The sequence below is a fragment of the Streptomyces sp. R302 genome (genome assembly GCF_012927245.1).
GTDB lineage: Bacteria > Actinomycetota > Actinomycetes > Streptomycetales > Streptomycetaceae > Streptomyces.
The window spans coordinates 473,630-495,404 of the sequence record NZ_JABBGE010000001.1 but is presented as its reverse complement, the minus strand read 5'-3'; the positions used below and the strand labels follow the sequence as shown (position 1 = coordinate 495,404).

Below are 21,775 nucleotides of genomic sequence, written 5' to 3'. Positions count from 1 at the left end.
CGGTTTACGAGACAGGTGCCCGGAAGCCGATGGTGGGCACCGCGCGGCGGGGCGGCCAGGGGCGCGCGGGGACCGGCAGCAGGGCTTCGAGGAAGGCGTAGCGGGCCCGCAGGGCCTCCGGGTCCTGGCGGCCGTCGCGCTGGACGTGCTGCCACCAGGCGGCGATCTCCGGCCAGGTGGGGGCGGAGAGCGAGCCGCCGAACTCCTGCACGGAGAGGGCGGCGGTGAGGCCGGCGAAGGCGAGCCGGTCGGCGAGCGGCCAGTCGGCGAGGGTGCCGGTGACGAAACCGGCGACGAAGACGTCGCCGGCGCCGGTGGGATCGAGGGCCTCGACGCGGATGGCGGGGACCTCGGCGGTCTCCCCGGTGCCGCCGTCGACGGCGTAGGCGCCCTCGGCACCGAGGGTGACCACGGCGTAGCGGACCTTGTCGGCGAGCGCGCGGGCGGCGGCCCGGGGGCAGTCGGTGCGGGTGTAGCGCATCGCCTCGGCCGCGTTGGGCAGGAAGGCCTCGCAGTGCTCCAGGTCGGTCAGGCCCGCCAGGTCCCAGCGGCCGGTCTCGTCCCAGCCGACGTCGGCGAAGACCCTGGCGCCGTCGCGGGCGGCGCGGGCCACCCACTCCTCGGTGCGGCCGGGCGCGAGGGAGGCGACGGCGGCGCGGGCGCGCGGCGGGCGGACCGGGGCGCCGTCGGGCCGGGGCGCCTCGTGGCCGTGCGAGACCATCGTCCGCTCGCCCTCGTAGGCCATGGAGACGGTGACCGGGGAGTGCCAGCCCTCGACGGTGCGGGAGAGCGAGAGGTCGATGCCCTCGCCCTGTTCGAGGGCGTCCCAGCAGTACTCGCCGTAGTGGTCGTCCCCGAAAGCCGCGGCGAGGGAGGTGCGCAGGCCGAGGCGGGCGAGGGCGGTGGCCATGTTGGCGACCCCGCCGGGGCTGGAGCCCATGCCACGGGCCCAGGACTCGGTGCCGCGGACGGGCGCGCTGTCGAGGCCGGTGAAGATGATGTCGAGGAAGACGGTCCCGGTCAGAAAGACGTCGCAGTCCGGATCGGCGTCCTCACGGAGGGTCTCCAGCGGATCGACACCGACGGACTCCCCGACCCGGTCCTCGCCCCGGTCCTCGCGCTGCTCTCCGCTGGCTGTACTCACGGACAACTCCCCGGTCATGGTGCGACGGGACCAGTGTGCCCGAAGGGGCACGGGCAAAGGGCCACGACGCAACCCCCACCCACCCCATTGTGACCCCCCTCCCTCCACCACCCCCGCGGACCCGCGCCCGCCGTCCCTGCGGGCATACGTCCCGCAAGGGCGGGGCCCACCCGCAGGACCCGCGCCCGCCGTCCCTGTGGGCATACGTCCCGCAAGGGCGGGACGGGTGGGCACAGGGACGGCGCCCCCTGCCGCGCCTCGGCTTTCCGGGCCTGAACCCGCACCCCGTATGCGGCGCACATCCGGTACGGGTCCAGGCGCAGGAGCGGAAGCACCCGCTAACGGTGCCGTTCCGTTGTGCCCACCCGTTCCGCCCCTTGCGGAACGCCTGCCCACAACGAAACGGCGGCGCGGCGCGGCGCGGTCAGAAGGTGTACGCGGCCACCTCGGCGAGGTACCGCGCACGGCGCGACTCGTCGTCGTCCAGGAACGACGCCTCGAAGGAGTGCCGCGCCAGCACCCGCAACTGCTCCTGGCTCAACCCCAGCGCCCCCCGCACCGCCGCGTAGTTGTCCCCCACGTACCCGCCGAAGTACGCCGGATCGTCCGAGTTCACCGTCACCAGCAGCCCCGCGTCCAGCATCGCCCGCAGCGGATGGTCCGCCAGCTCGTCGATCACCCGCAGCCGTACGTTCGACAGCGGGCAGAGCGTCAGCGGCACCCGCTCGCGGGCGAGCCGCTCGACCAGCTCGGGGTCCTCCATGCACCGCAGCCCGTGGTCGATCCGCTCCACGCCGAGGACGTCGAGCGCCTCGCGGACGTACGACGCCGGTCCCTCCTCGCCCGCGTGGGCGACCCGCCGCAGCCCGAGCCGGGCGGCCTCCTCGTACACCTCGCGGAACTTCGCCGGCGGATGCCCGACCTCGGCCGAGTCGAGCCCGACGCCCGTGATCCGGTCGAGGTACGGCTTCGCGGCCTCCAGCGTCGCGAGCGCCGACTCGGCGGACTCGTCGCGCAGGAAGCACATGATGAGCCGGGTGGAGATCCCGTACCGCTCCTCGGCCCGGTCGAGGGACGCGGCGAGCCCCTCGACGACCGTGCCCATCGGCACGCCCCGCGCCGCGTGCGCCTGCGGGTCGAAGAAGATCTCGGCGTGCCGGACCCCCTGCGCGGCGGCCCGCTCCAGATAGGCGTCGGCGAGCGCGGTGAAGTCCTCGGGCGTCCGCAGGACCGCCATCAGGGCGTAGTACAGGTCCAGGAAGGACTGGAGGTCGCTGAAGCGGTACGCCTCGCGCAGTTCCTCGGTGGTCGCGTACGGCAGGGTGACGCCGTTGCGCTCGGCGAGCGCGAAGGCCAGCTCGGGTTCGAGGGTGCCCTCGATGTGGAGGTGCAGTTCGGCCTTGGGGAGGGGCATGTTCACGTTCGTTTCGGTACGGGGACCCTCATGAGGTCCTGGGCAACGCTGAGCTCGCCCTCGAATCCTGCGGCCCTGGCCTGCCGTTCGAACTCCGACGGGTCGGAGTAGCGCTGCGAGAAGTGGGTGAGGACGAGGTGCCGGACGCCCGCGTCCCGTGCGACGGCGGCGGCCTGCCCGGCGGTGAGGTGGCCGTGGTCCTGGGCGAGCCGGATGTCCGCGTCGAGGAAGGTCGACTCGATGACGAGCATGTCGGCGCCGTCCGCAAGGGCGTGCACGCCGTCGCAGAGCCGGGTGTCCATGACGAAGGCGAAGCGCTGCCCGCGCCGGACCTCGCTCACCTCCTCCAGCGTGACGCCGTCGAGGGCGCCGTCGCGCTGGATGCGTCCGACGTCGGGGCCCTTGATGCCGTGCGCGGCGAGCCGCTCGGGCAGCAGCCGGCGCCCGTCGGGCTCGACGAGCCGGTAGCCGAAGGACTCGACGGGGTGGGAGAGCCGGCGGGCCTCCAGGGTGAAGGCCTCGGTGACGGCGACGCGGCCGTCCTCGGCGACCGGCGCCTCGGTCAGTTCGACGGACTCGCGGTAGGCGGTGGCGTACCGGAGCCGTTCGAAGAAGTGCTGCCCGCTGGCCGGGTAGTGGGCGGTGACCTGGTGCGGGACCTGGTCGAGGTTGATCCGCTGGATCACCCCGGCCAGGCCCAGCGAGTGGTCGCCGTGGAAGTGCGTGACGCAGATCCGGTTCAGATCGTGCGCGGCGACCCCGGCCCGCAGCATCTGGCGCTGGGTGCCCTCGCCGGGGTCGAAGAGGAGGCCGTGGCCGTCCCAACGCAGCAGGTAGCCGTTGTGGTTGCGGTGGCGGGTCGGGACCTGGCTGGCGGTGCCGAGGACGACGAGTTCGCGGACGGACACGGGCCGGGTCCTATCCGGGGGGCCAGTTGAGGCCGCGGCCGCCCAGCACGTGCGCGTGCGCGTGGAAGACGGTCTGGCCGGCGCCGGCGCCGGTGTTGAGGACGATGCGGTAGCCGCTGTCGTCGACCTTCTCCTGCTCGGCGACCTCGCCGGCCTCGCGGAGCACGTCGGCGGCGACGCTCGGCGCGGCGGCGGCGAGCGAGGCGGCGTCCGGGTAGTGGAGGCGCGGGATGACGAGCACGTGGGTGGGCGCCTGCGGGTTGATGTCGCGGAAGGCCAGCGTGGTCTCGGTCTCGCGGACGAGCGTCGCCGGCACCTCCCCGGCCACGATCTTGCAGAACAGGCAGTCGTTCTGCGGCTCTCCGGCCATGCTCCGGGCCTCCTCGCCTCCGACGGTCATTGTCTCCGCATGCTATCCGGCGGCCCGGGTCAGTCCTTCGGCATCCGCCGGTTGAGGGCCGAGCGGCTCACCCAGTAGGTGATGATCACGGCCCAGAAGAGCGGGGTGCCGAGCCCCGCGACGACGCCGGAGTCGAAGCTCCACAGCGCCATGGTGACGGCCGAGTACAGCCCGAGCAGTCCGACGGCGCCGGCCATCGCGAGGACCGGCCGGCAGTTGCGGGCGACGAGCAGCAGCGGGCGGCGCAGTCTGGGCGGCACCCGGCGGCCCATCCACACGGCCCAGCCGGCCCAGGCGCCGACGAGCACGGTCGCGCCGATGACGAAGGGCACGATGGCGTCGGCGCCGGTCGCGCCGGTGCGGACGGGGGCGGAGCCGACGGCGGAGGCGATGAAGCCGAGCAGGGCGACCCAGCGGGCCCCGGCGGCCGTGCCCCAGGCCATGGCCTCCAGGTTGTAGCGGGCCTTGGTGTCGCCGAGGTCGAGCGCGGCGGAGGCGACGAAGCCTTCGGCGGCCTGGGTCCAGGCCCCGCGCCGCAGCCAGCGGCGGCGCAGCTTGAGGAGCGAGAGGTTGTTGTGGGCCTCGCTGCTCTGCGGGTTGAGCCGCAGGGTCGTCTCGTACGCCCGCCGGGCGGTGGCGTGGTCGCCGCACCGCTGGGCGGTGAGGCCGACGAGGAAGTGGGCGGCGTCCTCCTCGGGGCCGAGGGCGACGGCGGTCCGCGCGGCCTCGTAGGCGGCGGCGGTCCTGGCCCGGTCGCGGACGCGGCCGGCCTCGGCGGTCTCGGCGAGCGCGGTGCCGAGCGCGTAGTGGCTGCCCCAGAACTGCGGGGCGAGCTCGACGGTGCGGTGGGCGGAGGCCTCGGCGTCCCCGTACCGCTTGAGGGCGAGCAGGATCTGGGTGCGCATCAGATGGGCACCGACCAGCTCGGGTTCGGCGCGCAGCGCCTGCTCGACGGCGACGAGCGCGGCGGGGTGCTTCCCGGCCCGGTGTTGGCAGCGGGCGAGCAGGGTGAGCGCGTCGGCGTCCTCGGGGTCCTCGGCGAGGTGCCGGGCGGCGAACTCCCCGGCCTGCTCGTACCGGCCGGCCTCGTACAGCGCTTCGGCGCGGGCGAGCGCGGAGGGCGCGGCGGGCGTGGCGGGGCCGGCGGGCGTGGCCGGGGTGCCGGAGGTGGTCACAGCTTGCGCTTCCGCTTCAGGTAGGCGAGGAGGTCGTCGTAGAGACCGCCCTCGTTGGCGAACATGGCGACGTTCCGTGCGGCGGCGAACCAGGGCTCGGTGGAGGGCCGTATCTGCTTGGCGGCGCCGAGCAGGTCCTTGGTGGTGATGAGGCGGACGGAGCCGGTGCGGGCGGAGTCGAGGAGGGCGGTCTCCGCGGCGGTCTCGCACAGGTGGGCGAGGTCGGCGCCGGAGAAGTCCTCGGTGGCCTTGACGAGCTTGCCGAGGTCGACGGCCTCGATGGGCCGCTCGCGCAGGTGGTAGCGGAGGATCGCCTCGCGGGCGGGGGCGTCGGGCGGCAGCACGAGGAGGGTGCGGTCGAGGCGGCCGGGGCGGCGCAGGGCGATGTCGACGTCCCAGGGCACGTTGGTGGCGGCGAGGACGAAGACGCCCTCGTTGCCGGCGCCGGAGGCGATGCCGTCGAGCTCGGTGAGGAGCTGGTTGACGACGTTGCGCAGACCGTTGTTGTGGGTGCGGGAGCGCTTGCCGCCGAGGGCGTCGAGCTCGTCGAGGAAGACGACGCAGGGGGCCTGGCGGCGGGCGGTCTCGAAGATGTCGTGGACGTTCTTCTCGGAGGCGCCGATCCACATGTCGAGGACGTCGGAGAGCGAGACGGTGAGGAAGTTGGCGCCGAGCTCGCCGGCGACGGCCCGGGCGATGAAGGTCTTGCCGCAGCCGGGAGGGCCGTACAGGAGGAGTCCGCCGCGCAGCGACTTGCCGTAGAGGCGGCGCAGTTCGGGGTTGCGCATGGGGGCGAGGAAGGCGGCTTCGAGCCTTTCCTTGACGTCGGTCATGCCGCCGACGTCGGCGAGGCGTACGGCTCCGGGCGCGTCCACGTCCCAGGCGGCGGCGTCCCCGGCGAGCCCGTCCCCGCCCTCGGCCTGCGGCTCCTCCAGGAACCGCGGCCCGACGACATCGGACACCTGCTCCTCGGCGGCGGCCCAGTCGAAGGAGGCCTTCGGCTCCGGCCGTACGGGAGCGTCCGGCGTCTCCGGTACGAGGGGGGTCTCGGTCTCGTCCCGTACGACGGGGGTCTCGGTCTCCTCCCGAACGACGGGGACCTCGGGCGCGGCCGGCGGCAGCCCCATCGCGCGGACCATCAGCGCGCGGGCGGCGGCGTCCCCCGGCGCGTGCTGGAGGGCGACGGCGGCCTCCGTGACGGCCTCGTCGCCCCGCCCCTCCGCGAGGAGGAGTTCGGCGAAGTGGAGGCGCAGGGGCACGTCGCCGGGCGCGGCGGCGACCGCGGCGCGCAGACTGCGGATCAGGGGGGACTCGTCGGACATGCGGCTCAGCCTAGAAAAGACCCGGGCCGCTTGGACAGCGGGTCCCCCACTCTGTGGATAACCACCCCGGCCCGTCACCCTGTGGACAACGGGCCTCGCGACGGGCTCTTCCCCGCCCCTAACCCCAGCGGCCGGTGCGGCCGAGGACGAGGGCGGTGGCCGCCGTGCCCGCCGTGGAGGTCCGCAGCACGCTCCGGCCGAGCCGGTACGGCCGCGCGCCGGCCGCCTCGAAGGCGGCCAGCTCCTCGGGGGAGACGCCGCCCTCGGGGCCGACGACGAGCACGATGGAGCCCTTCGCGGGGAGCTCGGCGGTGGCGAGGGCACCGCTCGGGTGGTCGCGGTCCTCGTGCAGCACGGCCGCGAAGTCGGCCCCGGCGAGCAGCTGGGCGGCCTGCTTGGTGGTCATGAGGTCGGCGACCTCGGGGAAGCGGGTGCGGCGGGACTGCTTGCCGGCCTCGCGGGCGGTGGCGCGCCACTTGGCGAGCGCCTTGAGGCCGCGGTCGCCGCGCCACTGGGTGATGCAGCGGGAGGCGGCCCACGGCACGATCGCGTCGACGCCGGTCTCGGTCATGGTCTCGACGGCGAGTTCGCCCCGGTCGCCCTTGGGGAGGGCCTGGACGACGGTGATCCGGGGCTCCTCGGCGGGCTCCTCGTGCGCGCCCGTCACCTCGACGGTGAGCCGGTCCTTGCCCTCGGTGTCCCGCACCACGCAGTCGGCCCAGCGGCCTCGGCCGTCGGTGAGGACGAGCTCCTCGCCGGCCTGGAGCCGCTTCACGGAGACGGCGTGCCGTCCCTCGGGTCCCTCCAGGACGAAGGTGCCGGCGCCGGGCACGGCGTCGACGACGAAGACGGGGGCGGTCATGAGGCACTCCTGAAGGCCGGGTCGGCGAGGTCGGTGAGGGCGGTGTCGAGTTCGGCGGCGAGCACCCGGACCAGTTCCCCGGCGGGCAGCTCGCGGGCGAGGCGGTGGCCCTGCCCTGCCCACAGGGCCATGCCCTGGGCGTCCCCGGCGGTGGCGGCGGCCTTCCGCAGCGGGGCGGTGAGGTGGTGGACCTCCGGGTAGGCGGCGGGGGCGTACGGCCCGTGCTCGCGCATGAAGCGGTTGACGAGCCCGCGGGCCGGCCGGCCGGAGAAGGCGCGGGTGAGGGCGGTCCGCTGGAAGAGCGGGTCGGTCAGGGCCCGCTTGTGCAGCGGGTGGGCGCCGGACTCGGGGCAGACGAGGAAGGCGGTGCCGAGCTGGGCGGCGCCCGCCCCGGCGGCGAGGACGGCGGCGATCTGCGCGCCGCGCATCAGCCCGCCGGCGGCGACCAGCGGCAGCGTGGTGGCCTCCCGGACCTGGGCGAGCAGGGCGAGGAGGCCGGTGCCGGGCTGTTCGTCGGCGGGGTCGTCGCGGTACGTGCCCTGGTGGCCGCCCGCCTCGACGCCCTGCACGCAGAGCGCGTCGGCACCGGCCGCCTGGGCCGTCCTGGCCTCCTCGGCGGAGGTGACGGTGACGATCGTGTACGTGCCGGCGCGGGCGAAGGCCTCGAAGGTCTCGGGCTTCGGGCAGCCGAAGGTAAAGGAGACGACGGGGACCGGGTCCTCCAGGAGGATCGCCAGTTTGGACTCGTACCCGTCGTCGCGGCCGTCGTCCGTCTCGCCGAGCGCGGTGCGGTACCAGCCGGCCTCCCCGGCGAGCTGGTGGCGGTAGACCTCGACGGCCGCGGGATCGGCGCCGGGGCCGGTCTGGGGCATGAAGACGTTGACGCCGAAGGGCTGTCCGGTGAGCCCGCGGACCTGCTTGATCTCCTGGTAGAGGCTGCCGGCCGTCTTGTACCCGGCGGCGAGGAAGCCGAGCGCGCCGGCTTCGGCGACGGCGCCGACGAGCGCCGGACAGGAAGCGCCACCCGCCATGGGGGCCTGCACGATCGGGTACCGGAAGAGATCGTTCAGTGCGGTGGTGGACATATGGGCATCGTGTCATGTCCCTTCCGGGGCACGGGAAAGGGGCGGCACTCAGAGTGCCGCCCCTCTCACGCAGAGATCACACCGCTCCGGGCTCGGCGCCCGTCAGGGGTGCTCAGCGCCCGTTGAACGCGTCCTTCAGCCGCGAGAACAGGCCCTGCTGTCCCGGCTGGAACTGACCCGTGGGCCGCTCCTCGCCGCGCAGCTTGGCCAGTTCGCGCAGGAGGCGCTCCTGCTCGGGGTCGAGCTTGGTCGGGGTCTGGACCTCGACGTGGACGATGAGGTCGCCGCGGCCGTTGCCCCGCAGGTGGGTGACGCCCCGGCCGTGCAGCGGGACCGACTGACCGGACTGGGTGCCCGGGCGGATGTCGATCTCCTCCGGGCCGTCGAGCGTCTGCAGCTGCACCTTGGTGCCGAGCGCCGCCGCCGTCATCGGGAGGGTGACCGTGCAGTGCAGGTCGTCGCCGCGCCGCTGGAAGACCTCGTGCGGGGTCTCCTGGATCTCGACGTACAGGTCGCCGGCGGGGCCGCCGCCGGGGCCGACCTCGCCCTCGCCCGCGAGCTGGATCCGGGTGCCGTTGTCGACACCGGCGGGGATCTTCACGGTCAGGGTGCGGCGGGACCGGACCCGGCCGTCGCCCGCGCACTCGGGGCACGGGGTCGGGACGACGGTGCCGAAGCCCTGGCACTGGGGGCAGGGTCGGGAGGTCATGACCTGGCCGAGGAACGACCGGGTGACCTGGGAGACCTCGCCGCGGCCGTGACACATGTCGCAGGTCTGCGCGGCGGTGCCGGGGGCGGCACCCTCACCCGAACAGGTGCCGCAGACGACGGCCGTGTCGACCTGGAGGTCCTTGGTCGTGCCGAAGGCCGCCTCGTTGAGGTCGATCTCCAGACGGATCATGGCGTCCTGGCCGCGGCGGGTGCGCGAGCGCGGCCCGCGCTGCCCGGCCGTGCCGAAGAAGGCGTCCATGATGTCGGAGAAGTTGCCGAAGCCGCCCGCTCCGAAGCCGCCCCCGCCGCCCATGCCGCCGGAGGAGGAGAGCGGGTCGCCGCCGAGGTCGTAGACCTGCTTCTTCTGCGGGTCCGAGAGGACCTCGTAGGCGGCGTTGATCTCCTTGAACCGCTCCTGCGTCTTCGGGTCCGGATTGACGTCCGGGTGAAGCTCGCGGGCGAGGCGGCGGAAGGCCTTCTTGATCTCGTCCTGGGAAGCGTCGCGGCGCACGCCGAGTGTGGCGTAGTAGTCCGTGGCCACTTACGACTCCGCCAGGATCTGTCCGACGTAACGTGCCACTGCGCGTACCGCTCCCATCGTTCCGGGGTAGTCCATGCGGGTCGGTCCGACCACGCCGAGTTTGGCGACTGCCTCGCCGCCCGAACCGTAGCCGACCGAGACGACCGACGTGGAGTTCAACCCCTCGTAGGCGTTCTCGTGCCCGATGCGTACGGTCATGCCTGATTCCTTGACCTCGCCGAGCAGCTTGAGGAGCACGACCTGCTCCTCAAGGGCCTCCAGGACGGGCCGGATCGTCAGCGGGAAGTCGTGTCCGAAGCGGGTGAGATTGGCGGTGCCGCCGATCATCAGCCGCTCCTCGTGCTCCTCCACGAGCGTCTCCAGGAGCGTCGCGAGCACGGTCGAGACCGTGGCGCGCTCCTCGGCCTCCTCGAAGGACTCGGGGAGGTCCTGCACCAGCTGCGGCACGTCGGCGAAGCGACGGCCGCCGACCCGGCTGTTGAGCCGGGCCCGCAGATCGGCGAGGGAGGTCTCGCCGAAGGGCGCGGGGCAGTCGATCACCCGCTGCTCGACCCGTCCGGTGTCCGTGATCAGGACGAGCATCAGCCTGGCCGGGGCCAGCGCCAGCAGCTCGACGTGACGGATCGAGGAGCGGGTCAGCGACGGGTACTGCACGACGGCGACCTGCCGGGTCAGCTGCGCGAGCAGCCGCACCGTGCGGCCCACGACGTCGTCGAGGTCCACGGCGCCGTCGAGGAAGTTGTGGATGGCGCGCCGCTCGGGGGTCGACAGCGGCTTGACGCCCGCCAGCCGGTCCACGAAGAGGCGGTAGCCCTTGTCGGTGGGGATCCGTCCGGCGCTGGTGTGGGGCTGGGCGATGTACCCCTCCTCTTCCAGCACCGCCATGTCGTTGCGCACGGTGGCGGGCGACACGCCCAGTCTGTGGCGCTCGGTCAGCGCCTTGGAGCCGACCGGCTCCTCCGTCCCGACGTAGTCCTGGACGATGGCGCGCAGCACCTCGAGTCTGCGTTCGCTGAGCACGCGCACACCTCCGTTCCGGCCGTTCCGGTTGCTCCGCTTTTGGCACTCGCCCTGCCCGAGTGCCAGGAATCCCCCGGCCAGTGTACGGCCGGGGCCGTCGCTCCTGGCAAGGAGGCGGACCCGCTAGCGTCTGCGCCATGGACATCGACGAAGCGGTCTGGGCGGCTCAGGGGTGGGAACGGCTCGCGGCCGGAGTGGGCCGGCGGCGGCTCCCCGGCTGGGACGCGACCACCGGACTGGTCGTGGGGGACAAGGCCGTACTGCTCTACGACACCGGCTCGACGCTCGCCGAGGGCGCCGAGATCCGGGCCCAGGCGGAGGCGATCACCGGCGGCCGGCACGTGACACACATCGCACTCGGCCACCCCCACTTCGACCACGTCCTGGGCACCGCCGCGTTCGCCGGCGCGGAGGTGTTCGGCGCGGTCGGCACGGACGAGCTCCTCGGCTCCGCCCGCACCCGCGAGGAGCTGTACGAGGACGCGGTACGCCAGGGGGTCGACGAGCGGGCCGCGGCGGAGGCGGCGGAGGCCCTGGTGGCCCCGCGCCACACGGTCACCGGCGAGTGGACCCTCGACCTCGGCGGACGCCAGGTCCTCCTGGCCAATCTGGGACCGGCCCATTCCGGCCACGACCTCGCCGTCTTCGTCCCCGGCGAACACGAGACCGTCTTCTGCGGCGACCTCGTCGAGGAGTCCGGCGAGCCCCAGGCGGGCCCCGACGCGGTCGGCGCCCGCTGGCCCGACGCCCTCGACCGCCTCCTCGCCCTCGGCGGCGAGGACGCCCGGTACGTGCCCGGCCACGGTGCCGTCGTGGACGCGGCCTTCGTCCGACGCCAGCGCGATGAACTGGCACGCCGCTTCGGGGTGTCGTAGCGTCTCCGGAACGCGCGGCCGCGCCCGGCACCTGACGCCCCCTCGGCCGCGCGGGAGACCCCGCCCGCGCACCCGGAGGACCGAACCCCTTGCGCAGCTACGACCCGGACCTGACGCCCCCGTGGAAGAAGCAGGCCCCCGCCCCCGAGGTCCCGGCCGACCCGGACCTGGTGGTCGAGGAGGTCTCCACGGGCTTCTGCGGGGCGGTGATCCGCTGCGAGGCGGGCACGGTCACTCTGGAGGACCGCTTCGGCAAACACCGCGTCTTCCCCCTCGCCCCCCGCGGCTTCCTCCTGGACGGCCACACGGTGACCCTCGTCCGCCCCGCCTCCCCCGCCCCGTCCCGCCCGGCCCGTACGGCCTCCGGTTCGATCGCCGTCCCGGGGGCACGCGCGCGTGTGGCACGGGCGAGCCGCATCTACGTCGAGGGCCGCCACGACGCCGAGCTGGTCGAACGCGTCTGGGGCGACGACCTCCGGGTCGAGGGCGTGGTCGTGGAGTACCTGGAGGGCGTCGACCACCTCCCGGCCATCGTCGCCGACTTCGCCCCGGCCCCCGACGCCCGCCTGGGCGTCCTGGTCGACCACCTGGTCCCCGGCTCCAAGGAGTCCCGCATCGCCGCCGAGGTCACCTCGGACCACGTCCTGGTGGTGGGCCACCCCTACATCGACATCTGGCAGGCGGTGAAACCGTCCGTCCTCGGCATCCGGTCCTGGCCGGAAATCCCCCGAGGCCAGGACTGGAAGACAGGCACCTGCCAAGCCCTGGGCTGGCCGTCGGACAACACGGGCGCGATCTGGCAGGCCATCCTGAAGCGCGTCGAGTCCTACAAGGACCTGGAACCGACCCTCCTGGGCCGCGTCGAGGAACTGATCGACTTCGTGACGGCGGGCTAGGCCGCGCCCAGGCTGAAGCTGCCTGAACCGCACCACGAGGACGGCGTCGCTTTAGTCCACCAGATCCCGCACCACCGCATCCGCGAGCAGCCGCCCCCGCAAGGTCAGCACGGCCCGCCCCGCGGCGTACGGCTCCGCATCGAGCAGCCCGTCGGCCAGCGCCCGCTCCGCCGCCCCGCGCCCCGCAGGCTTGAGGAGCGACAGCTCGACCCCCTCCCGGAGCCGCAGCTCCAGCAGGATCCGCTCGACCCGCCGGTCCTCCTCCGCCAGCACCTCCCGCCCGGCACCGGGCGACGTCCCGGCCCCGAGCGCCGCCGCGTACGCGCCGGGGTGCTTGACGTTCCACCACCGCACCCCGCCCACGTGCGAGTGGGCGCCGGGCCCGGCCCCCCACCAGTCCGCGCCGCGCCAGTACAGCTCGTTGTGCAGGCAGCGCCCGGCCTCGGAGGTGGCCCAGTTGGACACCTCGTACCAGGAGTAGCCGGCCGCCTCGAAGGCCGCGTCGGCGATCAGGTACCGGTCCGCGTGCACGTCGTCGTCGGTCATGGGCACCTCGCCGCGCCGGATCCGCCGCGCCAGCTGCGTACCCTCCTCGACGATCAGGGCGTACGCGCTGACGTGGTCGGGCCCGGCCCCGAGGGCCGCGTCGAGCGAGGCGCGCCAGTCGTCGTCGGACTCGCCCGGCGTCCCGTAGATCAGGTCGAGGTTGACGTGCTCGAACCCGGCCGCCCGCGCCTCCGCGACGCACTCCTCGGGCCGCCCGGGCGTATGGGTCCGGTCGAGGACCTTCAGCACGTGCGGCCGCGCGCTCTGCATGCCGAAGGAGATCCGGTTGAACCCCCCGGCCCGCAGCTCGGCGAGGTACTGCGGGTTCACGGACTCCGGGTTCGCCTCGGTCGTCACCTCGGCGTCGTCCGCGAGCCCGAACTCGTCCCGGATCGCCGCCAGCATCCGTACGAGGTCCCCGGCGGCGAGCAGCGTGGGCGTACCGCCGCCGACGAAGACCGTCCGCACCGGCCTCGGGTCGTCCCCGAGCACCTTGCGCGCGAGCCGGATCTCCTCGACGACCTGCCCCGCGTAGTTGTCCCGCGAGGCGAGCACGCCGCCGGCACCGCGCAGCTCGCTCGCGGTGTACGTGTTGAAGTCGCAGTAGCCGCACCGCGTGGCGCAGTACGGCACGTGCAGATAGAACCCGAGCGGCCGCTCCCCCGCCCCTTCCAGGGCGTGCGGGGGCAGCGCCCCGTCCTCGGGCATGGGCTCACCATCGGGCAGTACGGAAGGCATGGAACCCATTGTCCCGTACTGCCCGACCGTACGGCCCGGATGGCGGCGGCGCCCCCGGGTCCCCCCGGATCAGGCCTCGCGCGAGCCCGCGTACATGTCGTCGATGAGGTCCTTGTACTCGCGCTCGACGACCGGGCGCTTGAGCTTCAGGGACGGGGTGAGTTCCCCGTGCTCGATGTCGAGGTCGCGGGGCAGGAGGCGGAACTTCTTGATCGTCTGCCAGCGCTGGAGGCCCTCGTTGAGGCGGTCGACGTAGCCCTGGACGAGCTTGACGGTCTCCGGGGCGGCGACGACCTCGGCGTACGACTTGCCGCCCAGGCCGTGCTCGGCGGCCCAGCCGAGGAGGGCGGGCTCGTCGAGGGCGATGAGGGCGGTGCAGTAGTTCCGGTCGGCGCCGTGGACGAGGATGTTGGAGACGAAGGGGCAGACGGCCTTGAACTGGCCCTCGACCTCGGCCGGGGCGATGTACTTGCCGCCGGAGGTCTTGATGAGGTCCTTCTTGCGGTCGGTGATCCGCAGGTAGCCGTCGGCGGAGAGCTCGCCGATGTCGCCGGTGTGGAACCAGCCGTCGGCCTCCAGGACCTCGGCGGTCTTCTCGGGGAGGCCGTGGTAGCCCTCCATGATGCCGGGGCCGCGGAGCAGGATCTCGCCGTCGTCGGCGATGCGGACCTCGGTGCCGGGGAGCGGCTTGCCGACGGTGCCGGTGCGGTAGGCCTCGCCGGGGTTGACGAAGGAGGCGGCGGAGGACTCCGTCAGGCCGTATCCCTCCAGGATGTGGACGCCGGCGCCGGCGAAGAAGTAGCCGATCTCGGGGGCGAGGGCGGCGGAGCCGGAGATGCAGGCGCGCAGCCGGCCGCCGAAGGCCTCGCGGATCTTGGCGAAGACGAGGGCGTCGGCCACCTTGTGCTTGGCGGTGAGGCCGAAGGGCGCGGAGGCGGTGCCGGTGCGGCGGAAGTTGTCCTGGGTGACCTTGGCGTACTCGCGGCCGACGCCGACGGCCCACTGGAAGATCTTGTACTTGGCTCCGCCGCCGGCCCGGGCCTTGGCGGCGACGCCGTTGTAGACCTTCTCGAAGATGCGGGGGACGGCCGCCATGTAGGTCGGCTGGACCACCGGCAGGTTCTCGATGATCTTGTCGACGCGGCCGTCGACGGCGGTGACGTGGCCGACCTCGATCTGGCCGGAGGTGAGGACCTTGCCGAAGACGTGGGCGAGCGGCAGCCACAGGTACTGGACGTCGTCCCGGGTGACGAGGCCGGTGGCGGCGATCGCCTTGGCCATGTACGACCAGTTGTCGTGCGGGAGGCGGACGCCCTTGGGGCGGCCGGTGGTGCCGGAGGTGTAGATGAGGGTGGCGAGCTGCTCGCGGGTGATCGCGCCGACCCGCTCCTTGACCGCCTCGGGGTGCTTCTCCAGGTACGCGGCTCCGCGCGCCTCCAGGTCGGCGAGGGTGAGGACCCACTCCTCGGAGGTGTCGGCGCCCTCGGCGTCGACGACCACCACGTGGTGGAGGCCGGGCAGCTCGGCGCGGCGCTCGACGGCCTTGGCGAGCTGGGCGGCGTTCTCGGCGATGAGCACCTTCGACTCGGAGTCCGAGAGGATGAAGGCGGACTCCTCGGCGTTGGTCTGCGGGTAGACCGTGGTGGTGGCGGCGCCGGCGCACATCACGCCGAGGTCGGCGAGGATCCACTCGACGCGGGTGGCGGAGGCGAGGGCGACGCGCTCCTCGGGCTGGACGCCGAGGTCGATCAGGCCGGCGGCGATGGCGAAGACGCGCTGTGCGGCCTGGCCCCAGCTGAGCGACTTCCAGTCGTCGGGTCCGGTGCCGGAGGCGGCGGGCACCGGGTAGCGGTAGGCCTCCGCGTCGGGTGTGCGCTCGACCCGTTCGAGGAAGAGAGCCGCGACGGAGGGCAGCCGGTCGTCGATCTGGATCTGGTTGTCGCTCACGTCGTCCTCCGGGCGGCGGCGATGCCTGTTGGCGGTGCGGTGGTCATACAACTACGGATGTGCGGCTACGGACGCGTAACTAACTCGCGAGTAACCTGCGGGGGGCTTCAGATTAGAGCGCCGACGTCCGGCGCGTAAGGGCCTGTGGATAACGGTGGATAACGAACGGGTCCGCGCGCCGGAGGCACGCGGACCCGTTTCGTCCACGACGAGGTGGCCGATTCCTGCTACTTCTTCGACTTACCGCCGGATTCGTCGCTCGACAGGACGGCGATGAAGGCCTCCTGCGGCACCTCCACCGAGCCGACCATCTTCATGCGCTTCTTGCCTTCCTTCTGCTTCTCCAGCAGCTTCCGCTTACGGGAGATGTCACCGCCGTAGCACTTGGCGAGGACGTCCTTGCGGATGGCGCGGATGGTCTCGCGGGCGATGACCCGGGAGCCGATGGCGGCCTGGATCGGCACCTCGAAGGCCTGCCGCGGGATGAGCTCGCGCAGCTTGGCGACGAGCCGCACGCCGTACGCGTACGCGGCGTCCTTGTGGGTGACGGCGGAGAAGGCGTCGACCTTGTCGCCGTGCAGCAGGATGTCGACCTTGACCAGGCTGGAGGCCTGCTCGCCGGTGGGCTCGTAGTCGAGCGAGGCGTACCCGCGGGTCTTGGACTTCAGCTGGTCGAAGAAGTCGAAGACGATCTCGGCGAGGGGCAGGGTGTAGCGGATCTCCACCCGGTCCTCGGAGAGGTAGTCCATGCCGATCAGCGTGCCGCGACGGGTCTGGCAGAGCTCCATGATCGCGCCGATGAACTCGCTGGGCGCGAGGATCGTGGCGCGCACGACGGGCTCGTACACCTCGTCGATCTTGCCCTCGGGGAACTCGCTCGGGTTGGTGACCGTGTGCTCGCTGCCGTCCTCCATGACCACGCGGTAGACCACGTTGGGCGCGGTGGCGATGAGGTCGAGCCCGAACTCGCGCTCGAGCCGCTCACGGATCACGTCGAGGTGCAGGAGGCCGAGGAAGCCCACGCGGAAGCCGAAGCCGAGCGCGGCGGAGGTCTCCGGCTCGTAGACGAGCGCGGCGTCGTTGAGCTGCAGCTTGTCGAGGGCCTCGCGGAGGTCCGGGTACTCCGAGCCGTCCAGCGGGTAGAGACCCGAGAAGACCATCGGCTTCGGGTCCTTGTAGCCGCCGAGGGCCTCCGTGGCGCCGTTGTGCAGGGAGGTGATCGTGTCACCGACCTTGGACTGGCGGACGTCCTTCACACCGGTGATGAGGTAGCCCACCTCGCCGACGCCCAGACCGTCGGAGGGCGTCATCTCCGGAGAGGAGACGCCGATCTCCAGGAGCTCGTGGGTGGCGCCGGTCGACATCATCTTGATGCGCTCGCGCTTGTTGAGCTGCCCGTCGACGACACGGACGTACGTCACGACGCCCCGGTACGAGTCGTACACGGAGTCGAAGATCATCGCGCGGGCGGGCGCGTCGGCCACGCCGACCGGCGCCGGGATGTCCCGGACGACCCGGTCGAGCAGCGCCTCGACGCCCATGCCGGTCTTCGCGGAGACCTTGAGGACGTCCTCCGGCTGGCAGCCGATGAGGTTCGCGAGCTCGTCGGCGAACTTCTCCGGCTGGGCGGCCGGCAGGTCGATCTTGTTGAGCACGGGAACGATGGTGAGGTCGTTCTCCATCGCGAGATAGAGGTTCGCGAGGGTCTGCGCCTCGATGCCCTGGGCCGCGTCGACCAGCAGGATCGTGCCCTCACAGGCGGCCAGCGATCGCGACACCTCGTAGGTGAAGTCGACGTGCCCGGGGGTGTCGATCATGTTGAGGATGTGCGTACGCCCCTGCTCCGGCCCCTCGGTCGGGGCCCAGGGCAGCCGGACCGCCTGGGACTTGATCGTGATGCCGCGCTCACGCTCGATGTCCATCCGGTCGAGGTACTGGGCGCGCATCTGCCGCTGGTCGACCACACCGGTCAGCTGGAGCATCCGGTCGGCGAGCGTGGACTTGCCGTGGTCGATGTGCGCGATGATGCAGAAGTTGCGGATCAGAGCCGGGTCGGTACGGCTCGGCTCGGGCACGTTGGTAGGAGTCGCGGGCACGCAGGGTTCTCGTCTCGGGGCGGTGTTCGGAACGGATACGTAGCCCCCATCGTCCCATGCCCACGGCCGGGCGTCCGGTTCGGGCGCTCCACACCCCCTCGCGGCCCTCGTTTGGGCGGCCGGGAGAGCGCCTGATACCGTGGACAGCTGTGTCTCGTGTGCCCTCTCAGCTGCGTGGCACATCCTGAAGAAACATCGAACCTGTAAAGGCTCTTTCAGTGGCGAACATCAAGTCCCAGATCAAGCGGAACAAGACCAACGAGAAGGCGCGCCTGCGCAACAAGGCCGTCAAGTCGTCGCTCAAGACCGCGATCCGCAAGGCCCGTGAGGCTGTCGCCGCCGGCGACCTCGAGAAGGCCACCGTGGCCGCCCGTGCCGCCTCGCGTCAGCTCGACAAGGCTGTCTCGAAGGGTGTCATCCACAAGAACGCCGCCGCCAACAAGAAGTCGGCGCTGGCTGTCAAGGTCGGCTCCCTCCAGGGCTGAGACCGGATCTCCTGATCCAGGCTCCACCGGCCGCCGGGACCCAGCGGACCCTCTCTACCGCTCCCGCCCGGCCACCCGCCCCGTACGCGAGACGCGTTCGCCACGCGTGTACGGGACACTCCAGCATCACCCGAAAGGCCCCGCTCCCTCCTTCCCCAGGAGGGAGCGGGGCCTTTCGGCGCGTGCGCCCACGCACCCGGGTGCTGCGCCCTGGCGGCGCCGCAGCCCGGGAACGGGCGCGGCCCGGGTTCGTCGGTTGTGCCCCCGGCGGGGTTTCGGCAAGGGGTGGGGTGGGGGCTCCGGGCGGCGCGCCACGACCGGGGCGCGGCAGGCCGGCAGGCCCAGCCCATCGGTGCCCGGTGGGCGGGCGCGCGCAGCAGGCCCGCGTCGGGCGCGACGCCAGGACCCTGCGCCGCGGTACGCGTCAGGCGCCGCGGCGGGCTCTCGCGGCTCGGGCCACCGCGACGACCGCCTTCTCCAGGGCGTACTCGGGGTCGTCGCCGCCGCCCTTCACCCCCGCGTCCGCCTCCGCGACGGCCCGCAGGGCCATCGCGACGCCGTCCGGGGTCCAGCCCCGCATCTGCTGCCGCACCCGGTCGATCTTCCACGGCGGCATGCCCAGCTCGCGCGCGAGGTCGGCGGGCCGCCCGCCCCGCGCGGAGGAGAGCTTGCCGATGGCCCGCACCCCCTGCGCGAGCGCGCTCGTGATGAGCACGGGCGCGACCCCGGTCGACAGCGACCAGCGCAGCGCCTCCAGCGCCTCCGCCGCCCTCCCCTCCACGGCCCGGTCGGCGACGTTGAAGGACGAGGCCTCCGCGCGCCCGGTGTAGTACCGGCCGACGACCGCCTCGTCGATCGTCCCGTCGACATCCGCCGTCAGCTGCGCGACCGCCGAGGCCAGCTCCCGCAGGTCGCTGCCGATGGAGTCGACGAGCGCCTGGCACGCCTCGGGCGTGGCGGATCGCCCGAGCGCCCGGAACTCCTGCCGTACGAAGGTCAGCCGCTCCGCCGGCTTCGTGGTCTTGGGGCAGGCCACCTCCCGCGCCCCCGCCTTGCGCGCCGCGTCGAGGAGCCCCTTGCCCTTGGCTCCGCCCGCGTGCAGCAGGACGAGCGTGATGTCCTCGACGGGCGCGTCGAGGTACCCCTTCACGTCCTTGACGCTCTCCGCCGAGAGGTCCTGCGCGTTCCGCACGACCAGTACCTTCCGCTCGGCGAAGAGCGAGGGGCTGGTGAGCTCGGCGAGGGCCCCCGGCTGGAGCTGGTCGGGGGTGAGGTCCCGTACGTCGGTGTCGGTGTCGGCGGCCCGCGCGGCCGCCACCACCTCCCGTACGGCTCGGTCGAGGAGCAGGTCCTCCTGGCCCACGGCGAGCGTGACGGGGCCGAGGAGGTCGTCGCTGGAAGTCTTTCTGGTGGCCATCGCGTTCCAGCATCCCACGCCCCACCGACAACGGGCCGCGCGCGAGAATGACGGGGTGAGTGAACGACATGTACTGGTGCTCCCCGACCGCGACGCCGCCGAGGAGCTGTCCGCGGAGCTGTCCGACCGCTTCGGCGTGGCCGAGGAGCCGCAGCTGGTCCGCGACGCGCTGGCCGGCGAGGACGACGCCGAGGACGCGCAGTGGCTGGTGGTCGTCGAGGACCCGGACGGCCGTCTCGACCCGGCCGCGCTGGACGACTTCGCCGCCGAGTACGAGGGCTGGCTGGAGGCCCCGTAACCCGCCCTCGGCCCCCCGCCCCACCCCACAGCCCCGCCCCGCCCGTCAGCCCCGGCCGACCGCCTTCGGCACGATCTGCACGTCGAGGTCGATCGCGATGCTGGAGCCGACCGCCGCGATCCCGCGCGCGAGCAGCGTCTGCCAGGTGAGGGTGAAGTCCTCGCGGTGCAGTTCGGCGGTGGCCCGGCAGGCACCCCGGGTCTCGCCCTCCAGGCCGCTGCCGAGCCCGAGGTACTGGGTGTCCAGCGTGACGGTGCGGTTCACGCCGTGGAGGCTGAGCGCGCCCGTGACGCTCCAGCGGGTGCCGCCGCGGTGGGTGAAGCGTTCGCTGAAGAACTCGATGGTCGGGTGGACGCCGATGTCCAGGAAGTCGCCGGAGCGCAGGTGGTCGTCGCGCATCTGCACCCCGGTGTCGATCGAGGCCGCGTCGATGACGACGTGCATCGCCGACTGCTCCATGCGCTCGGCGATCCGTATCGCGCCGGCGAAGCTGTTGAACCGCCCGTGGATCCGCGCGAGCCCGATGTGCCGGGCGGTGAAACCGATCTGGGAGTGCGTGGGGTCGATCTCCCAGTCGCCGGGTTCGGGCAGCGGCGGCTGCGGGGCGACCTGGAGCAGGACGTCCCCGAGGTCCGCGTGGACGCCCTGGCCGATCACGGCGGTGGCGTGGTGCGGCGTGTACCCGTCGGAGGTGACGGCGAGCCGGTATTCCCCGGCCGGCACGGTGGCGAGGAGGGTGCCGTACGGGTCGGTCTCCCCGCCGAGCACCTTGCGGCCGGCCGCGTCCGTCAGCGCGAACCCGGCCTGCCGCAGCGGCTCGTGCACGGGGTCGAGGACCCGGCAGCTGAGGACTCCCGCCGAGGCCGGTACGGCGTACCCGGCGAGCGCGCCGCCGCCCCGGCCGCTACCACCGTTCCCCCGCTTCCCGAAGAGGCCACCGAACATTCTTCACGCACCCCCGTGCGACTCGTTCACTATGCAACGAGTTCACATTCGATCACCCATGCGGCGTTCGAGGCAAACGCGGCCTTGCTACCGACCAGTCCGAATTACGACTTCCGCTCGCCTTCCTCCCCCGCCGCCGGCGGCGCGGCGGGCAGCGTGTCGAGCGCGATCCCGAACAGCTCCCGGTACGCCTCCCGCAGCTCCTCGTCCGTCCCGAGCTCCCGCTCCGTGCGCTCCCCGGCCACGGTCCGGTACAGCTTCCGGCCGCCGATGCTGGCCCGGCCGTCCTCGGTGAGCAGCGAGCAGATCACCCCGCGGGTGAAGTGCGACTCGGGCGAGGTCCGGTGGTACCAGGCACCGGCCTCGAAGTCCGCGAGCACCCGCGGCCGCGACTCCAGCCGGTACCGCGGCGTGCCGTCCCGCACCACGTCGAGGTCCCCATCCGTCCCCGGTACGTCCCGGATCACGAAGACACCGGCGGCGTCGGCCTGCTCCCCGCGCTCGTCGAAGGCGAGCGGAAGGTGACTGTGGTCCCCGAAGCCCACGTCGGCCAGCCAGCGCCCTCCGTCCGCGTCCTCCACGAGCAGCGCCATGTGGTCGTACGGGATGCCCACCCGCCCGTCCGGGCCGAGGACCCGCGCCTGGAGCAGCTCGGCCCGGTAGCCGAGCGCCCGGAGCAGCGCGGCGAACGCGGTGTTCAGCTCGTAACAGAACCCGCCCCGCCGGGCCACGACCACCTTGTCGACGAGCGCCTTCTCGTCGAGGACGATGTCCTCCCCGAGGTGGATCGAGAGGTTCTCGAAGGGCACGGCCAGCAGATGCCTCAGGTGCAGCTCCCGCAGCGCCCCGGCGTCCGCCCGCCCGGGCCATGCGGCCCCGATGCGCTCCAGGTAGTGCTCCACGGCCGCGTCCGGCAGTCCCCCGGGCTTTCCATGATCAGTCATGGGGGC

At 72.9% G+C, this 21,775-nt stretch carries 20 protein-coding genes; 4 read left to right on the top strand and 16 right to left on the bottom strand.

Features of this window, described 5'->3' with window-relative positions; translation table 11 throughout:
- Nucleotides 1-4: 4 nt before the first annotated feature.
- From HHL19_RS02170 to hrcA, 10 genes are all read right to left on the bottom strand, one after another.
- Nucleotides 5-1,069 carry a PfkB family carbohydrate kinase gene (locus tag HHL19_RS02170; RefSeq protein ID WP_169086218.1) on the bottom strand — a complete coding sequence of 355 codons (1,065 nt, stop codon included), beginning with the start codon at nucleotides 1,067-1,069 and terminating at the stop codon, nucleotides 5-7.
- Between the two features lie 499 nt (nucleotides 1,070-1,568).
- On the bottom strand, nucleotides 1,569-2,558 hold the full coding sequence (locus HHL19_RS02165) for an adenosine deaminase (protein ID WP_169086216.1): 990 nt from the start codon (nucleotides 2,556-2,558) through the stop codon (nucleotides 1,569-1,571).
- A 2-nt stretch (nucleotides 2,559-2,560) separates the two neighbouring features.
- Entirely contained in the window at nucleotides 2,561-3,466 is a 906-nt protein-coding gene (locus HHL19_RS02160) for a ribonuclease Z (protein WP_169084937.1), read from the bottom strand.
- 10 nt (nucleotides 3,467-3,476) lie between these two features.
- Nucleotides 3,477-3,836 carry a histidine triad nucleotide-binding protein gene (locus tag HHL19_RS02155; RefSeq protein WP_169084935.1) on the bottom strand — a complete coding sequence of 120 codons (360 nt, stop codon included), beginning with the start codon at nucleotides 3,834-3,836 and terminating at the stop codon, nucleotides 3,477-3,479.
- Between the two features lie 59 nt (nucleotides 3,837-3,895).
- Nucleotides 3,896-5,041 (bottom strand): tetratricopeptide repeat protein, encoded by a 1,146-nt coding sequence (locus HHL19_RS02150; RefSeq protein ID WP_169084933.1) that lies wholly within the window; start codon nucleotides 5,039-5,041, stop codon nucleotides 3,896-3,898.
- Nucleotides 5,038-6,363 carry an AAA family ATPase gene (locus tag HHL19_RS02145; RefSeq protein ID WP_169084931.1) on the bottom strand — a complete coding sequence of 442 codons (1,326 nt, stop codon included), beginning with the start codon at nucleotides 6,361-6,363 and terminating at the stop codon, nucleotides 5,038-5,040. The genes HHL19_RS02150 and HHL19_RS02145 overlap by 4 nt, the downstream gene beginning before the upstream one ends.
- Before the next feature lie 118 nt (nucleotides 6,364-6,481).
- Entirely contained in the window at nucleotides 6,482-7,225 is a 744-nt protein-coding gene (locus tag HHL19_RS02140) for a 16S rRNA (uracil(1498)-N(3))-methyltransferase (RefSeq protein ID WP_169084930.1), read from the bottom strand.
- A complete protein-coding gene (locus tag HHL19_RS02135) occupies nucleotides 7,222-8,310 on the bottom strand; it encodes a nitronate monooxygenase (RefSeq protein WP_169084928.1) in 1,089 nt (362 codons plus the stop codon). Before HHL19_RS02135 ends, HHL19_RS02140 begins: the two co-directional genes overlap by 4 nt.
- A 112-nt stretch (nucleotides 8,311-8,422) precedes the next feature.
- Nucleotides 8,423-9,562: a molecular chaperone DnaJ gene (gene dnaJ, locus HHL19_RS02130; RefSeq protein WP_169084926.1), complete on the bottom strand. Its 1,140-nt coding sequence runs from the start codon at nucleotides 9,560-9,562 to the stop codon at nucleotides 8,423-8,425.
- The gene (gene hrcA / locus HHL19_RS02125) at nucleotides 9,563-10,582 is read right to left on the bottom strand and encodes a heat-inducible transcriptional repressor HrcA (RefSeq protein ID WP_169084924.1); all 1,020 of its coding nucleotides are present in this window, start codon (nucleotides 10,580-10,582) and stop codon (nucleotides 9,563-9,565) included.
- 137 nt (nucleotides 10,583-10,719) lie between these two features.
- Here hrcA and HHL19_RS02120 point away from each other — a divergent pair, with 137 nt between their 5' ends.
- Together HHL19_RS02120 and HHL19_RS02115 are read left to right on the top strand one after the other, a co-directional pair.
- Nucleotides 10,720-11,457 (top strand): MBL fold metallo-hydrolase, encoded by a 738-nt coding sequence (locus HHL19_RS02120; protein ID WP_169084922.1) that lies wholly within the window; start codon nucleotides 10,720-10,722, stop codon nucleotides 11,455-11,457.
- Nucleotides 11,458-11,546: 89 nt separating this feature from the next.
- On the top strand, nucleotides 11,547-12,353 hold the full coding sequence (locus tag HHL19_RS02115; RefSeq protein ID WP_169084920.1) for a DUF3097 domain-containing protein: 807 nt from the start codon (nucleotides 11,547-11,549) through the stop codon (nucleotides 12,351-12,353).
- 51 nt (nucleotides 12,354-12,404) lie between these two features.
- On the opposite strand, the gene hemW is transcribed toward HHL19_RS02115, so the two are convergent.
- The 3 genes from hemW to lepA all read right to left on the bottom strand — a co-directional run bounded on the left by hemW (nucleotide 12,405) and on the right by lepA (nucleotide 17,680).
- Entirely contained in the window at nucleotides 12,405-13,646 is a 1,242-nt protein-coding gene (hemW, locus tag HHL19_RS02110; RefSeq protein ID WP_169084918.1) for a radical SAM family heme chaperone HemW, read from the bottom strand.
- 60 nt (nucleotides 13,647-13,706) lie between these two features.
- A complete protein-coding gene (locus HHL19_RS02105) occupies nucleotides 13,707-15,584 on the bottom strand; it encodes a long-chain fatty acid--CoA ligase (protein WP_169084916.1) in 1,878 nt (625 codons plus the stop codon).
- Between the two features lie 227 nt (nucleotides 15,585-15,811).
- The gene (gene lepA / locus HHL19_RS02100) at nucleotides 15,812-17,680 is read right to left on the bottom strand and encodes a translation elongation factor 4 (protein WP_169084914.1); all 1,869 of its coding nucleotides are present in this window, start codon (nucleotides 17,678-17,680) and stop codon (nucleotides 15,812-15,814) included.
- A 218-nt stretch (nucleotides 17,681-17,898) separates the two neighbouring features.
- On the opposite strand from lepA, the gene rpsT reads away from it, so the two are divergent.
- Nucleotides 17,899-18,165, top strand: a complete 267-nt coding sequence (gene rpsT, locus HHL19_RS02095; protein ID WP_169084912.1) for a 30S ribosomal protein S20 — start codon at nucleotides 17,899-17,901, stop codon at nucleotides 18,163-18,165.
- 424 nt (nucleotides 18,166-18,589) lie between these two features.
- Here rpsT and holA read toward each other — a convergent pair whose 3' ends face one another.
- Nucleotides 18,590-19,582, bottom strand: a complete 993-nt coding sequence (holA, locus tag HHL19_RS02090; protein WP_169084910.1) for a DNA polymerase III subunit delta — start codon at nucleotides 19,580-19,582, stop codon at nucleotides 18,590-18,592.
- A gap of 55 nt (nucleotides 19,583-19,637) precedes the next feature.
- Here holA and HHL19_RS02085 point away from each other — a divergent pair, with 55 nt between their 5' ends.
- Complete coding sequence (locus tag HHL19_RS02085) at nucleotides 19,638-19,880, top strand: hypothetical protein (RefSeq protein WP_169084908.1); 243 nt, start codon at nucleotides 19,638-19,640, stop codon at nucleotides 19,878-19,880.
- 45 nt (nucleotides 19,881-19,925) lie between these two features.
- On the opposite strand, the gene HHL19_RS02080 is transcribed toward HHL19_RS02085, so the two are convergent.
- Nucleotides 19,926-20,825 carry a YceI family protein gene (locus tag HHL19_RS02080; protein ID WP_169084906.1) on the bottom strand — a complete coding sequence of 300 codons (900 nt, stop codon included), beginning with the start codon at nucleotides 20,823-20,825 and terminating at the stop codon, nucleotides 19,926-19,928.
- Nucleotides 20,826-20,929: 104 nt separating this feature from the next.
- A complete protein-coding gene (locus HHL19_RS02075) occupies nucleotides 20,930-21,769 on the bottom strand; it encodes an arylamine N-acetyltransferase (protein WP_169084904.1) in 840 nt (279 codons plus the stop codon).
- Nucleotides 21,770-21,775 lie beyond the last annotated feature (6 nt).